The organism is Burkholderia sp. BDU5 (genome assembly GCF_001522845.1).
In the GTDB taxonomy this organism is placed as follows: Bacteria; Pseudomonadota; Gammaproteobacteria; order Burkholderiales; family Burkholderiaceae; genus Burkholderia; species Burkholderia mayonis.
The window spans coordinates 33,217-47,591 of sequence record NZ_LOWC01000160.1 but is presented as its reverse complement, the minus strand read 5'-3'; the positions used below and the strand labels follow the sequence as shown (position 1 = coordinate 47,591).

Sequence of the window (14,375 nt, the reverse complement as noted above, 5' to 3'; positions counted from 1 at the left end):
GATGTCGACGGCCGCCTGGCCGTTCGCGCTGCGCGCGCCGGACGCGGCGCCCGGCTGCGTGGCGTAGACGCCGTCGGTCGGGAACGCGCCCGACACGGGCGCGGCCGGACGCTCGTAGCGCGGCGCGAGCGTGCAGCCCGTCGCGAGCAGTGCGACTGCGAGTGCAGTCAAAGCATGTTTTCGCTTCATCACTTATTCCTTCTTGCCAGCGTCGTCGCCGTGCTCCGGCTTTTCGTCACGATGCATGTGCTCATGCGCGAGGCGCAGTGCTTCGTCGGCATCTTCCTTCTCGCCGCTGAACACCGCCCGCACCTTCACGAAGAACATCGGGATCATGAAGATCGCAAGGAACGTCGCGGTGATCATCCCGCCGATCACGCCGGTGCCGATCGCGTGCTGGCTCGCCGAGCCGGCGCCGTTGCTGATCGCGAGCGGCAGCACGCCGAGAATGAACGCGAGCGACGTCATCAGAATCGGACGCAACCGCAGCCGCGCCGCTTCGAGCGCCGCCTCGATCGGCCCCATCTTCTCCGACTGCTGCAGCTCGCGCGCGAATTCGACGATCAGAATCGCGTTCTTCGCGGACAGACCGACGGTCGTCAACAGACCGACCTGGAAGAACACGTCGTTCTCGAGCCCGCGCAGCGTCGCGGCGAGCAGCGCGCCGATCACGCCGAGCGGCACGACCATGATCACCGAGAACGGAATCGACCAGCTCTCGTACAGCGCCGCGAGACACAGGAACACGACGAGGATCGAGATCGCATACAGGATCGGCGCCTGCGAACCCGACTGGATTTCCTGGAACGACAGCCCCGTCCACGAATAGCCGATGCCGTTCGGCAGCTTTTTCGCGAGCGATTCCATCGCCGTCATCGCCTGGCCGGTACTCTTGCCCGGCGCGGCCTGGCCCTGGATTTCCATCGCCGAAATGCCGTTGTAGCGCTCGAGCTTCGGCGAACCGTAGGTCCAGTGGCCGGTCGAGAACGCCGAGAACGGCACCATCCCGCCCGAACCGTTGCGCACGTACCAGATGTTCATGTCGTCCGGCGTCATGCGGAACGGCGCATCCGCCTGCACGTACACCTTCTTGATCCGGCCGTCGGTGTCGAGGAAGTTGTTCACGTAGCTCGACGCCCAGGCGATCGAGAACGTCTGGTCGATGGCCGACGGCGTCACGCCAAGCGCGTTCGCCTTCTCGCGATCGATGTCGACCTTGTACTGCGGCGTATCGTTCAGGCCGTTCGGACGCACGCCTCGCAGCGTCGCATCCTTCGCCGCCATTCCGAGCAACTGGTTGCGCGCCGCCATCAGCGCATCGTGGCCGAGACCCGCGTTGTCGGTCAGCTCGAAGTCGAAGCCGGCTGCCGTGCCGAGCTCAGGAATCGACGGCGGGTTGAACGGAATCACGAGCGCGTCCTTGTAGCCCGCGTAGCGCCCGAACATCCGGCCGATCAGCGCCTGCACCTTCTGGTCCGAGCTCTGCCGCTGCGAATAGTCCTTCAGCTTGACGAACACGAGACCCGAGTTCTGGCCGCGGCCCGCGAAGCTGAAGCCGTTCACCGTGAACGCGGATTCGACGATGTCCTTTTCCTTCGTCAGCAGGTAGTCGGAGATGTTGGCGAGCGTGCGCTCGGTCGTCTCCTGCGTCGAGCCCGACGGCGTCTGGACGATCACGAACATGAGACCCTGGTCTTCGTCGGGCAGGAACGACTTCGGCAGACGCACGAACAGCAGGCCGACCGCGACGATCACCGCGAGATAGATGATGAGCCAACGGCCCGAGCGCTTGATCACATGGTGAACGCCCACGTGATACTTGTCGCGGCTCGCATTGAAGTTCCGGTTGAACCAGCCGAAGAAGCCCGTCTTCTCCTCGTGGTGCCCTTGCGGGATCGGCTTGAGGATCGTCGCGCACAACGCCGGCGTCAGAATCAACGCGACGAGCACGGACAGCACCATCGCCGACACGATCGTCAGCGAGAACTGACGATAGATCGCGCCGACCGAACCGCCGGAGAACGCGACCGGCACGAACACCGCCGACAGCACGAGCGCGACGCCGACGAGCGCACCCGTGATCTGGCCCATCGCCTTGCGCGTCGCTTCCTTCGGCGGCAAGCCCTCTTCCGCCATCACCCGCTCGACGTTCTCGACCACGACGATCGCGTCGTCCACCAGCAGACCGATCGCGAGCACCAATCCGAACATCGACAGCACGTTGATCGAGAAGCCGACCATCGACATGATCGCGAACGTGCCGAGCAGCACGACCGGCACCGCGATCGTCGGGATGATCGTCGCCCGCAGGTTCTGCAGGAACAGATACATCACGAGGAACACGAGGACGATACCCTCGAGCAGCGTCTTCACCACTTCTTCGATCGACAGGCGCACGAACGGCGTCGTGTCGTACGGATACTTGACGACGAGGCCGTGCGGGAAGTACTTCGACAGCTCGTCGATCTTCGCGCGCACCGCCTTCGCGGTCGCGAGCGCGTTCGCGTTCGTCGCGAGCTGGATGCCCAGCGCCGCGGTCGGCTGGCCGTTGTACTTCGTGTCGAAGTTATACGTTTCGCCGCCGAGGCCGATCTGCGCGACATCCTTCAGGCGCACCTGCGAGCCGTCCTGATTCACCTTCAGCAGGATGTTGCCGAACTGCTCGGGCGTCTGCAAAAGCGTCGCCTCGGTGATCGTCGCCTGCAGCACGGTGCCCGGCACGGCGGGCGTGCCGCCCAGCTGGCCGCCCGCGATCTGCACGTTCTGCGCGGTGATCGCGGTCGTCACGTCGACGGGCGTGAGCCCGTAGTTCGTCAGCTTCGTCGGATCGAGCCAGATCCGCATCGCGTACTGCGAGCCGAACAGCGTGACGGTGCCGACGCCGTTGATCCGGCTGATCGGGTCCTTCACGTGCGACGCGACGTAGTTCGCCAGGTCGTACTTGTTCATGCTGCCGTCTTCGGAGTTGAAGGCGAGCACGAGCAAGAAGCTGCTGCTCGACTTCGTCACCGACAGGCCGAGCTGCTGAACCACCTGCGGCAGGATCGGCGTTGCGAGCGACAGCTTGTTCTGCACCTGGACCTGCGCGATGTCCGGGTTCGTACCCGGCGAGAACGTGATCGTGATCGTCGCGTTGCCCGAATCGTCACTCGTCGACGACATGTACAGGAAGTTGTCGAGACCGCTCATCTGCTGCTCGATCACCTGCGTGACCGTGTCTTCCACGGTCTTCGCCGAAGCGCCCGGATAGTTCGCGGTGATCTGGATCGACGGAGGCGCGATCGTCGGATACTGGGCGATCGGCAGCGTGAAGATCGCCGCGATACCGGCCAGCATCAGGATGATGGCGATCACCCATGCGAAGATCGGGCGATCGATAAAAAACTTTGCCATGAAACAGGCCCCCTGTTATTGCGCGCTCGACGCTGCGGCGGCACTCGCGGCCGTGCTCGACGGCGCGGCGCCCGATGCGGCCGCGCTCGCTGCCGCGGCCTGAGCCGGCGCGGCGCCGGCGGGCGACGCCCCCGACGACGCGTTGGCCGCGGCCGGCAGTTGCGCAGCGGCGGTCTTCACCGTCATGCCCGGACGCACCTTGTCGATGCCCTGCACGATCACGCGGTCGCCCGCCTGCAGGCCGCCTTCGATGACCCAGTACTGGCCTTGCATGCCGCTCGTCGTGAGGACGCGCGGCTCGACCTTGCCCTTCGCGTCGACGATCATCGAGATCGCCTGGCCCTTCGGATCGTGCGTGACGCCGATTTGCGGGACGAGGAACGCGTTGTCGTTGACACCCTCTTCGATGCGCGCGCGCACGAACATGCCCGGCAGCAGCACGCGCTGCTTGTTCGGGAAAATCGCACGGATCGTGACCGAGCCCGTCGTCTGGTCGACCGTCACGTCGCTGAACTGCAGCTTGCCCGGCTCCGAATACGGCTTGCCGTCTTCGAGGATCAGCGTGACCTTCGCCGCGCCCGGACCTTCCGTCTTGATGCGCCCGCTCTGGATGTCCTGACGCAGCTTGAGGCCCTCGAGGCTCGACTGCGTGAGGTCGACGTACACCGGATCGAGCTGCTGGACGGTCGACATCAGCGTCGCCTGGCTCGCCTGCACGTAAGCGCCCGGCGTGACCTGCGAGATGCCGACGCGGCCCGAGATCGGCGACACCACGTCGGTGTAGCCGAGGTTGATCTGCGCGGTCTCGACCGCGGCCTTGCCGGACGCGACGTCGGCGGACGCCTGCCCTTGCGCGGCGACCGCGTCGTCGTATTGCTGCTTGCTGACCGCGTTCGCGGCCACGAGCACCTTGTAGCGCGCGACGAGCGCGTTCTGCGTCGCGAGGTTCGCCTGCGCCTTCGCGAGCGTCGCCTTCGCGCTGTTCAACGACGCGATGTACGGCGCGGGGTCGATCTTGTAGAGACGCTGGCCGGCCTTGACGTCGCTGCCTTCCGTGAACTCGCGCCGCAGCACGATGCCGTCGACCCGCGCCCGCACCTGCGCGACGAGGTACGCGCTCGTGCGGCCCGGCAGTTCGGAGACGACCGGCACGGATTGCGGCTGGACGGTGACGACGCCGACTTCCGGCGTTTGAGGGGGCGGAGCCGATTCTTTTTTTCCGCACGCGGCCAGGAAAACGGCAGCCGTCGCGACAGTGATTAAGCGGTATGGAACCCGTTCGACGCGCATGGAGCGACCTCGTTTGTAACTAGATGAAATAAGTGCCGGCCCTCGAGGACACAACACGAACGCGCCTTGCGGCGCGGATCGGACAACTGAATTGCTTGACTGCGGATACAACGGCGGCACGCGACTGCCGTGCCGGGATGCCGCCGCGCGCTACGCGCGGAACAACAATGAGGAGGGAAATCAGCAGAGACGGATATTAACTGATTGCCTCGAAGGCCATTCGGCCGTAAGCTGGCATTGTATATACATTCACGAATGTATGTAAAAGTCCTTCATGCACTGCACAATTTCTTACACATTACCAAGGTTTACAGCAGGTCGAACGGGGCGACCCACGTGCGGCGCTCATGATGCAACCCTTATTATTCACGCAATGACCTCGACCTTGCATACGATGAGCTCCTGAATGGCCAGACGCACGAAGGAGGAAGCGCTCGCGACGCGCGACCGCATCCTCGACGCCGCCGAGCACGTCTTCTTCGAAAAAGGCGTGTCGCACACGTCGCTCGCCGACATTGCCCAGCACGCGGGCGTCACGCGCGGCGCGATCTATTGGCACTTCGCGAGCAAGAGCGAACTCTTCGACGCGATGTTCGACCGCGTGCTCTTGCCGATCGACGAGCTGAAAGCCAGCACGGACGCGCCGCACGCCGATCCGCTCGGCCGGATCCGCGAAATCCTGATCTGGTGCCTGCTCGGCGTCGCACGCGATCCGCAACTGCGGCGCGTGTTCAGCATCCTGTTCATGAAGTGCGAGTATGTCGCGGACATGGGACCGCTCCTGCAGCGCAACCGCGAAGGGATGCGCGACGCGCTGCGCAACATCGAAGCGGATCTCGCACAAGGCGTCGCGAACGGCCAGTTGCCGGCGGATCTCGATACGTGGCGCGCGACGCTGATGCTGCATACGCTCGTCAGCGGCTTCGTGCGCGACATGCTGATGCTGCCGGGCGAGATCGATGCGGAGCGGCACGCGGAAAAGCTCGTAGACGGCTGCTTCGACATGCTGCGCACGAGCCCCGCGATGCGCAAAGACGACTGAGGCGGCCGCGCGCCCGGATCGAGCCCGCACCACGATGAACGGCCGCTATTCAGCGGCGAATCGGAAGGGAAATCGGAAAGTCCACGATACGGCTTGCCGGGCGAGGCGCCGTGCCCGGCAAGCGGCATCGCGGCAAAAGCCGCGCGGCTCAGCCGCCGTTGAACCAGCGCGCCGCATAGAGCAGCAGCGCGACGAAGACGATCATCGCGGCCCACGCCCACAACGGCACCGGGTTCGATTCGCGATGGTGGAGCGCGCTCGCCGCGCGCCCGGTCAGCGCGCCGCCCAGGTGCTGCGCGTGGGCGCGGCGCGCGACGCCCTTGAATCCCGCGGGCCGCAGGAACACATGATGCCGCTGCGGCGCGCCATCTCGCGCGCGGTTCGGCGCAAGCCCGTGCTTCGCCTGCACGACCGCGCAGAACTCGGTGAAGAAATCGTCCGCGAGCTCGTGCAGCGCGTTCTGGATCTGGCGGCCCGGCAGTTCGGCGAGCGGGCCGGACGCCGTCGCCCACACCGCGTATTCGACGCGCGTCGCGGGGACGCCGCGGCCCGCGTCCGTTGCGTCGTCGGCCGGCGCGAGCACGACGTCGATCTGCCCGCGCAGCGCGCCGATGCCGTCTGCGCGGGCCCGGAAGTTCAGCGTGCGTCTCGTGTGCTCCGGTTCGTCGCTGCGCTCGCTGACGACGTGCGCGCGCACGTCGTAATGCGCGCGCAACGGGCCGAGCGGCACCGTCAGCGCGAGTGCGTACTCGCCGCGCGCCAGCCGCGAAAACGACTCGCAATGATCGAGGCTCGCGCGCACGAGCGCGAGATCCTGCAGCGCGTCCCGGACGACGGACGGCGCGAGCGGGATGAACAACGCGTCGTTCAGTTCCATGATCGCCTCCCCCGATGAACTGCCGCGTCAGGACGTCACGTCGATGCGGTCGACGCACGCGGCATCGAACGCGACATATTGCCGGATCGCGTCCGCGACCTTCAGCGGCGCCTCGTAACTCCACGCGGCGTTCTCAATGACGCCTTCTTCGGTATGCAGATGAAAATAGGTCGCCTGCCCCTTTTGCTCGCAATACGTCACGTGGTCGGACGGCGTGAGCCGCGACATGTTGACGTCGCCGCGCGGCAGATATTGGACGTGGGGCAGGCCCGATTCCTTCAGCGTATAGGCGGCTTGCGAATCGGCATAGGTGATCCCCTGGTGGATCACGCGAACGCGATGACGATTCTGCTCGATTTCGATGCGATGACCTGCGGCGTCGGACATCGGTTTCCCCTACGGCCACCGCGCGCACGCGCCGGCCGGAAATAAGCATGGCCGCGGCGAAACGCCGCTTATAGTTGCATTATCGGCCAAACCGCCGCAAATTGCGCGGCGTCATCGTCGCAGCGGGGTCACTGCGCCTTCCACGAGAACGCCGCCTTCACGCCGCCCTTCGCCGGCACCGTGACCGCATGGGTTTGCTCATTGCCGTTGTAGCTCGCATGCACGGTGTAGCGCCCCGGCTGCAGCTTGACGAGCATGTAGGGGCCGCGCGCATCGGTCTTCAGCACTTCGCCGCCGTGCGCATCGAGCACGGACACGTGGACATCGGCGAGATACTCGCCGCCCGCGCCCGTGAAACGCAGCGCGAGCGGCCAACTGCTTTCGCCACGCCGGAACGCGGTGGATTCGTCCTGCCCCACCCCGCCCGACACGAAGCTGACGTCGCCTTGCTGCTGCACGTCCGGCAAGCCGGGCTGCGCACGCGCGGCACCCGCGAGGCCGAAGGCCAGCGCCGCCGCAATCAGGTACTTGGAAACGGTTGGCTGTCGCATGATTCGCTCCTTGAATCTGTCCGCCGGATAACGGAGGTCGGTATGGACGACCGGCGGCGACGGACGACGGCAAGCGGCGGGAGGCAGCCGCCAAGCCGCCGAGCCGGCCCGCCCGCCACGCCGGGATCGACCCCGGCTCAGCCCAGATCGACCGGCACGAAGATCTGGGCGTCGTCGCGCTGGATCAGCAGCGCAAGGCTGTTGCCCGCGCGCTTGACCGCATCGCGCAATTGTTCCGCGCTCGTGACCGGCCGGCCATTCACCGCGAGGATCACGTCGCCCGGCTGAATGCCCGCGCTCGCGGCGGGACCCGTCGACTGCTGGACGACGAGGCCGTGCGTGAGCGACGAGCCGTTGCGCTCGCGCGGCGAAAGCGGCCGCACCGCGACGCCGAGACGCCCTTGCTCGACGGGCTCGTCGACGCCCACCTTCGCCTGGCCGTCGGTCAGCGACGCGAGTGTCACCGACACGGTCTTCTTCGACTTGTCGCGCCAAACCTGCAGATCGGCCTTCGTTCCGGGCTTCATGCTCGCGATCTGCGCGGGCAGCGTCGTCGAATCCTGCACGGGCACACCGTCGACCGACAGGATCACGTCGCCCGGCTGCAGCCCCGCCTTCGCGGCCGGCCCCTTCGGATCGACCGAGCTGACGAGCGCGCCGTCGGGCTTTTGCAGACCGAACGAGCTCGCGAGCGTCTGGTTGAGCCCCTGCACGGCGACGCCGAGCCGGCCGCGGCTCACGTGGCCCGTCTTCACGAGCTCGTCCTTCACCTTCATCGCCTCGTTGATCGGGATCGCGAACGACAGCCCCTGGAAGCCGCCCGTCTGCGAGTAGATCATCGAGTTGATGCCGATCACCTCGCCGTTCAGGTTGAAGAGCGGACCGCCCGAGTTGCCTGGGTTCACCGGCACGTCGGTCTGGATGAACGGCGTGTAGTTCTCGTCGGGCAGCGCGCGCGACTTTGCGCTGATGATGCCCGACGTGACCGTGTTGTCGAACCCGTACGGCGAGCCGATCGCGACGACCCACTGGCCGACCTTGCTTTGCGCCGGATCGCCGATCTTCACGGTCGGCAGGCTCGACGCATCGATCTTCAGCACCGCGACGTCCGACTGCTTGTCGACGCCGACGACCTTCGCCTTGTACTCGCGCTTGTCGGTGAGCTTCACGGTGACGACGTTCGCACCGTCGATCACGTGCGCGTTAGTCAGGATATACCCGTCCGGGCTGATGATGAATCCGGAGCCGAGGCTCGTGCTCGGCTGGTCATCCGGCTGCTGCTGGCCGCCGCCCATCCCCGGCATCTGTCCGTAGAAATGTCGGAAGAACTGGTAGAACGGATCGTCCGGGTCGATCGGCAACTGCGGCGCCGCGCGGCGCGGCGCGGTGCGCGGCACGACGTGCTTCGCGCTGATGTTCACGACGGCTGGCCCGTAGGTCTCGACCAGCCCGGAAAAGTCGGGAATGCCGGTCTTCGCGGCCGCTTCGGCCGGCATCAGCGCGGCGACGGCCGGCGTGATGATCTGCGGCGGCTCCGCATGACGGGTGCCCGCCACATACCCCGCCGACAACGCCGCGGCGACGGCCACGGCAACTGCGCCACGCGCAAGGATTCGGGTAGTCATCGATCGTTCTCCTCGTCTAACGGTTCGAAGCGTAGCGCCCCTGTCTTAAAGCAGGCTTAATCGGTTTCAGGAGCCATTAAACGGACGAAAACGGAGCAAATCCGAGGCCCGCGTCGGGCACGGCGAGCCCGGCGCGCGGATCGGCCGGACAGCGGCCGCGCCACGGCAACGCCGCGCGCAGCGGCAAGCAATGAGGCGAATGATGGGCCTCGTCACGCATCCGGCACGACCGTCACGCTTCGGCCGCGCACGGCAGCGCGACGCTGACGAGGAGCCCGCCCGCCGGCGCTTCGCCGAGCGTCACGGTCGCGCGCTGCTGCGCGGCCACCCGCTTGACGATCGCGAGACCGAGGCCGCTGCCCGACACGTCGGTGCGCGCCCGCGCGGACGTATCGCGGTAGAAGCGATCGAACACGCGCTCGCGCTCGCCCGCCGGAATGCCGGGGCCGCTGTCGCCGATCTGCACGCAGGCGCGCGCGCCGTCGCCGCGCGAGAGCGACACGTCGATGCGCCCGCCCGCCGGCGTGTACTTCACGGCATTGTCGAGCAGATTGTTGAACATCACGCGCAGCGCGGCGGGATCGGCGACCACGGCCGCGTCCTCGACTTCCTCGAAGCCGAGATCGATGTTGCGCCGCTGCGCGATCGGCGCATGCGAGGCGACGCATTCCTCGACGATCGCGCGCAGATCGACGCGCTCGCGCACCGTCGAGTCGCCCGGTTCAGCGCGCGCGAGCGCGAGCAGTTGTTCGGCGAGACGCGTCGCACGCGTGACGCCGCTCTGCAGATCGACGATCGCCTCGCGCCGCGACGCATCGTCCTGCGCGCGCGCGACGAGCTGCGCCTGGATCTGCACGGCCGCGAGCGGCGTGCGCAGTTCGTGCGCGGCATCCGCGACGAACGCCTTTTGCGTGTCGAGCGCGGCGGACAGCCGCGCGAGCAGCCCATTCAGCGCGCGCACGAGCGGACGCACTTCGAGCGGCAACGGCCAGTCGGGCAGCGGATCGAGCGCCTCGGGCCGGCGCGCCTCGACCGCGCGGGTCACGCGCTGCAGCGGCGCGAGCCCGCGCCCGACGATCATCCAGACGGCCGCGCCGAGGAACGGCAGCAGCACGATGAGCGGCCACAGCGTGCGCAGCGCGACGCTCGCGGCGAGCCGGTTGCGCACCGACAGCGGCTGCGCGAGCTGCACGACGTTGTCGCCGACGATCGCGCCGTACACGCGCCATGCGCCGCGCTCGGTGCGCTCGGTCGAGAAGCCGAGCTCGGCGCGGGGCGCGAGCGGCGCGCGCGGATGCGAGAAGTACATCAGCACGCCGTTACGGTTCCAGATCTGGATCACGATCCCTTCGTCGCCGTTCGTCTGCGAGCCGAGCACCTGCGAGAACGGTTCGGACGGCAGCGCGGCCGCGATCTGCTGCAACTGGTAGTCGAACAGCTCGTTCGCGGCGGCGAGCGCCTGCCGATAGATCATCCAGCCGGCGAGCCCCACCCCGGCCACGACGATCGCGAGCAGCCAGATCAGCAATTGATGGCGAATCGACCTCACGCGCTACGCTTCCTTCACGACCATGTAGCCGAGGCCCCGGACGTTGCGGATCAGGTCCGAGCCGAGCTTCTTGCGCAGCGCGTGGATATAGACTTCGACGGTGTTGCTGCCGATCTCCTCGCCCCAGCCATACATCTTTTCTTCGAGCTGACTCTTCGACAGCACCGCGCCCGGACGCGCGAGCAGCGCCTCGAGAAGCGCGAATTCGCGCGCGGACAGCGCGACGGGCGCGCCGTCGAGCGTCACCTGGTGCGACGCCGGATCGAGCGTCAGCGCGCCGTGGCGGACCATCGACTCGCTGCGCCCCGACTGGCGGCGGATCAGCGCGCGCATCCGTGCGGCGAGCTCATCGAGATCGAACGGCTTGACGAGATAGTCGTCCGCACCCGCGTCGAGGCCCCTCACTCGATCGGCGACCGCGTCGCGCGCGGTCAGGATCAGCACGGGCAGCGCGAGCCCGCGCGCGCGCAGCGTGCGCAGCACGTCGATGCCGTCGCGCTTCGGCAGCCCGAGATCGAGCAGCAGCAGGTCGTACGCCTCGCCGCCCAGCGCGGTCAGCGCGGCTTCGCCGTCCTGCACCCAATCGACCGCGCAGCCGTCGGCCTTCAGCGCCTTGCGCACCCCTTCGGCGATCATCCGATCGTCTTCGACTAGCAATATCCGCATCCTGAAAAGCGTCCGTCGCATGCGTTCGAGATGGCGGACATTGTAGCGCCGCCTCGCGCGCGAGCGGACCTTCGGCCGATTTCGACGCTGCGCGCGCGCCATTTTCTCTACAATGTCCGGCTTGCGCCGCCGCGCGCAAGTCAATTGCCCACGTCGCCTTCCGTTCCGTATTCGCCGATGAATCACAACGCCCGCAGCATCGCCGCTTCGCCTCGTCCGGCACGCCCCGCCGCCCGCACGCCGCGCGCCGTCCTGCGCTGCGCGGCGCTCATCGCCGCGTGCGCCGCGCTCGCGTTCGCCGCGCCCGCCGACGCCCGCAGGAAACCGCCGCGCTACCCGGCTGCGGTCTCGACCGCGCACAACGTGCTGCCGGCGTCGGTGCTCGCCGCGCTGCAGCGCGCGCGCGTGCCGGCGTCGAACCTGAGCGTCGTCATCGAGCGGATCGGCGACCGGACGCCCGTCGTCGCGTGGAACGCGAGCCGGCCGATGCAACCCGCATCGACGATGAAGCTCGTCACGACCTACACCGGGCTGTCGATGCTCGGCGCCGACTATCGCTGGCGCACGAGCGCATACGCGGACGGCGCCGTCGACGAGAACGGCACGCTGCACGGCACGCTGTACGTGAAGGGCACGGGCGATCCGAAGCTCGTGCCGGAGGAACTGATCGATCTCGTCAACAAGATCCGCCGCGCGGGCATCGTCAACGTCGACGGCGCGCTCGTGCTCGACAAGACCTTCTTCGCGCCCGAGACGCGCGACCTGCCGCCGCTCGACGACGACGCCACCGCGCCGTACAACGTCGGCCCCGACCCGCTCCTCTACGCGTTCAAGGCGCTGTCGTTCACGGTGACGCCGACCGACAACGGCGCGGTCGCGATCGACGTCGTGCCGCCGCTCGCGAACCTGAACGTCGACAACCAGCTCGTCGAAGGCGCGGGCTCGTGCGGCGCCGCGGCGGCGGCCGCGCGGCCCGCGCTCATGACCGACGCGAACGGCGACCTCACCGCGTCGTTTGCCGGGGACTACCCGCTGCGCTGCGGCCCGACGACGACCAATCTCGCCGTGCTGAATCACTCCGCGTTCTTCGCGCGCGGCTTCCTCGCGCTGTGGCGCCAGACGGGCGGCGCATTCTCCGGCACGGTCGCCGAAGGCAAGGTGCCGGGACGCGCGCGGCTCGTTGCGGCGCACCATGGCCCTGTGCTGTCGAGCGTCGTGCACGATATCAACAAATTCAGCAACAACGTGATGGCGCGCAACCTGTTCCTCACGATCGGCGCGGTCGAGCACCGGCCGCCCGCGACGCCCGCGCAATCGGCGGATACGATCCGCGCGTTTCTCGCTCACAGCGGGCTGCCGACCGAAGGGCTCGCGCTCGAGAACGGCTCCGGGCTGTCGCGCGACGAGCGCGTGAGCGCGCTGTCGCTCGCCGACATGCTGCAGGCGGCGAACGCGAGCCCCGTCGCGCAGGCGTTCGTCGATTCGCTGCCGGTCGCGGGCGTCGACGGCACGATGAAGAACCGGCTGACGAACGCGCCCGTCGGCGGCAACGCGCACATCAAGACGGGCACGCTGCGCGACGTGCGCGCGATCGCGGGTTACGTCGCGTCGGCGGACGGGTCGAGCTATGTGGTCGTCAGCTTCATCAACGATGATCGCGCGTCGGCCGCGCGCGCCGCGCACGACGCACTGCTCGAATGGGTGTACGAGGGGCCGCGCTGATCTGATCGGCGCCCGAATCGCGGCGGCACGCGTGGCGCGCCGCCGCGAGCCGGCCGGAACCGTTTCCCTCGCCGTTTCCCGGTCGCCCCCGCAGGCCGCTCGCAACCGTGCGTTTTCGCCCACCGTCGCAACGCGGCGGCCTCGCCCGCCGTCCCACGCCCCCACCCGTCGAAGACTCCCTCTACGAAACGCTCTCGCGCCCGGTACGCCGATTGCGTACCCTTTTAGCTGCAATTGACGTCACCGAGCCAGGCACGCGCCCCGCACGCCGCATGCGCCGCATCGCTCGCACCACAACAAGAGGGAGACACTCATGCAATTCAACGTCGAATTGCTTCTGCTCGCGCTCGCGCCCGTCTTTCTGTTCTGCATCGGCTGGGAAGCGTGGCACCTCGCGCGCACGCGCCCCGGCGAACGCGTCTACAACCTGCGCGACACGCTGTGCAACGCGGCGCTCGCGCTGATGCACCAGGGCGCGGACAAGGTCGCGTGGATCTTCGTGATTCCGATCTATGCGTACTGCTACACGCATTTCCGGCTCTTCACGTGGGACAACACGTGGGTGTCGTTCGCCGTGCTGTTCGTCGCGCAGGACCTGCTCTACTACGTGTTCCACCGCTGCAGCCATCGCGTGCGCTGGCTGTGGGCCGCGCACGTCGTTCACCATTCGTCCGAACGCCTGAATTTCTCTACCGCGATGCGGCAAAGCCTGATGTATCCGATCGCCGGCATGTGGGCGTTCTGGCTGCCGCTCGCGTTCCTCGGCTTTCCGCCGCAGCAGATCGTCGGCATCGTGCTCATCAACCTCGCATTCCAGTTCTTCGTCCACACGCAGACGATCCCGAAGCTCGGCTGGCTCGAGTACGTGCTGAACACGCCGTCGATCCACCGCGCACACCACGCGCGCAATCCGCGTTACATCGACCGCAACTACGCAGGCGTGCTCGTGATCTGGGACCGCCTGTTCGGCAGCTTCGTCGAAGAGGACCCGCGCGATCCGCCCGTATACGGGATCGTCGAGCCGCTCGACTCGAACAACCCGCTCGTCGCGACGTTCCACGAATGGTGGTCGATGGCGGCCGACGCGTTCGGCGTCGAAGGCTGGCGCAACAAGCTGCGAGCGGTTTTCGGTCCGCCCGAATGGGCGAGCGCTTATCATGCTCGGGTTGCGAACGCGCGCGCGCAGCCGCACGAGCCGCCCGCGCTCGCCGCCGCGCCGCGCGAACGATAACGAGGACACGGATTCACAACCATCGCGCCAAGCCGCGGCGCA

11 protein-coding genes and 2 pseudogenes are annotated in these 14,375 nt (G+C 67.4%); 3 read left to right on the top strand and 10 right to left on the bottom strand.

Going from position 1 to position 14,375, the window contains the following annotated elements; genetic code table 11:
- The 4 genes and pseudogenes from WS69_RS32410 to WS69_RS35145 all read right to left on the bottom strand — a co-directional run.
- Positions 1-189, bottom strand: a pseudogene (locus WS69_RS32410) (multidrug transporter); the annotation flags it as partial.
- Positions 190-192: 3 nt separating this feature from the next.
- Positions 193-3,393 carry an efflux RND transporter permease BpeB gene (gene bpeB, locus WS69_RS26560; protein ID WP_059473627.1) on the bottom strand — a complete coding sequence of 1,067 codons (3,201 nt, stop codon included), beginning with the start codon at positions 3,391-3,393 and terminating at the stop codon, positions 193-195.
- 15 nt (positions 3,394-3,408) lie between these two features.
- On the bottom strand, positions 3,409-4,683 hold the full coding sequence (locus tag WS69_RS26555) for an efflux RND transporter periplasmic adaptor subunit (RefSeq protein ID WP_059473626.1): 1,275 nt from the start codon (positions 4,681-4,683) through the stop codon (positions 3,409-3,411).
- A gap of 19 nt (positions 4,684-4,702) precedes the next feature.
- Positions 4,703-4,841: pseudogene (locus WS69_RS35145) on the bottom strand (chemotaxis protein); the annotation flags it as partial.
- A gap of 248 nt (positions 4,842-5,089) precedes the next feature.
- Here WS69_RS35145 and bpeR point away from each other — a divergent pair.
- Positions 5,090-5,725, top strand: a complete 636-nt coding sequence (gene bpeR / locus WS69_RS26550) for a TetR family transcriptional regulator BpeR (protein WP_059473625.1) — start codon at positions 5,090-5,092, stop codon at positions 5,723-5,725.
- Between the two features lie 148 nt (positions 5,726-5,873).
- Here bpeR and WS69_RS26545 read toward each other — a convergent pair whose 3' ends face one another.
- The 6 genes from WS69_RS26545 to WS69_RS26520 all read right to left on the bottom strand — a co-directional run bounded on the left by WS69_RS26545 (position 5,874) and on the right by WS69_RS26520 (position 11,380).
- A complete protein-coding gene (locus WS69_RS26545) occupies positions 5,874-6,602 on the bottom strand; it encodes a CoxG family protein (protein WP_059473624.1) in 729 nt (242 codons plus the stop codon).
- A 27-nt stretch (positions 6,603-6,629) separates the two neighbouring features.
- Positions 6,630-6,989, bottom strand: coding sequence for a DUF427 domain-containing protein (locus tag WS69_RS26540; RefSeq protein WP_059473623.1), 360 nt, complete (start codon positions 6,987-6,989; stop codon positions 6,630-6,632).
- A gap of 128 nt (positions 6,990-7,117) precedes the next feature.
- Entirely contained in the window at positions 7,118-7,540 is a 423-nt protein-coding gene (locus WS69_RS26535; protein WP_059473622.1) for a carboxypeptidase-like regulatory domain-containing protein, read from the bottom strand.
- 137 nt (positions 7,541-7,677) lie between these two features.
- Positions 7,678-9,165, bottom strand: a complete 1,488-nt coding sequence (locus WS69_RS26530) for a DegQ family serine endoprotease (RefSeq protein WP_059473621.1) — start codon at positions 9,163-9,165, stop codon at positions 7,678-7,680.
- A gap of 232 nt (positions 9,166-9,397) precedes the next feature.
- Complete coding sequence (locus WS69_RS26525) at positions 9,398-10,714, bottom strand: ATP-binding protein (protein WP_059473620.1); 1,317 nt, start codon at positions 10,712-10,714, stop codon at positions 9,398-9,400.
- Between the two features lie 3 nt (positions 10,715-10,717).
- Positions 10,718-11,380, bottom strand: a complete 663-nt coding sequence (locus WS69_RS26520; RefSeq protein ID WP_059473629.1) for a response regulator — start codon at positions 11,378-11,380, stop codon at positions 10,718-10,720.
- Between the two features lie 177 nt (positions 11,381-11,557).
- Here WS69_RS26520 and dacB point away from each other — a divergent pair, with 177 nt between their 5' ends.
- On the top strand, positions 11,558-13,102 hold the full coding sequence (gene dacB, locus WS69_RS26515; RefSeq protein WP_059473630.1) for a D-alanyl-D-alanine carboxypeptidase/D-alanyl-D-alanine endopeptidase: 1,545 nt from the start codon (positions 11,558-11,560) through the stop codon (positions 13,100-13,102).
- 313 nt (positions 13,103-13,415) lie between these two features.
- Positions 13,416-14,333 (top strand): sterol desaturase family protein, encoded by a 918-nt coding sequence (locus WS69_RS26510; protein ID WP_059473619.1) that lies wholly within the window; start codon positions 13,416-13,418, stop codon positions 14,331-14,333.
- Positions 14,334-14,375 lie beyond the last annotated feature (42 nt).

Coding starts and splice junctions, on each gene's coding strand:
- bpeB (WP_059473627.1), bottom strand. CDS start 3,393: ATGGCAAAGTTTTTTATCGATCGCCCGATCTTCGCATGGGTGATCGCC.
- WS69_RS26555 (WP_059473626.1), bottom strand. CDS start 4,683: ATGCGCGTCGAACGGGTTCCATACCGCTTAATCACTGTCGCGACGGCT.
- bpeR (WP_059473625.1), top strand. CDS start 5,090: ATGGCCAGACGCACGAAGGAGGAAGCGCTCGCGACGCGCGACCGCATC.
- WS69_RS26545 (WP_059473624.1), bottom strand. CDS start 6,602: ATGGAACTGAACGACGCGTTGTTCATCCCGCTCGCGCCGTCCGTCGTC.
- WS69_RS26540 (WP_059473623.1), bottom strand. CDS start 6,989: ATGTCCGACGCCGCAGGTCATCGCATCGAAATCGAGCAGAATCGTCAT.
- WS69_RS26535 (WP_059473622.1), bottom strand. CDS start 7,540: ATGCGACAGCCAACCGTTTCCAAGTACCTGATTGCGGCGGCGCTGGCC.
- WS69_RS26530 (WP_059473621.1), bottom strand. CDS start 9,165: ATGACTACCCGAATCCTTGCGCGTGGCGCAGTTGCCGTGGCCGTCGCC.
- WS69_RS26520 (WP_059473629.1), bottom strand. CDS start 11,380: ATGCGGATATTGCTAGTCGAAGACGATCGGATGATCGCCGAAGGGGTG.
- dacB (WP_059473630.1), top strand. CDS start 11,558: ATGAATCACAACGCCCGCAGCATCGCCGCTTCGCCTCGTCCGGCACGC.
- WS69_RS26510 (WP_059473619.1), top strand. CDS start 13,416: ATGCAATTCAACGTCGAATTGCTTCTGCTCGCGCTCGCGCCCGTCTTT.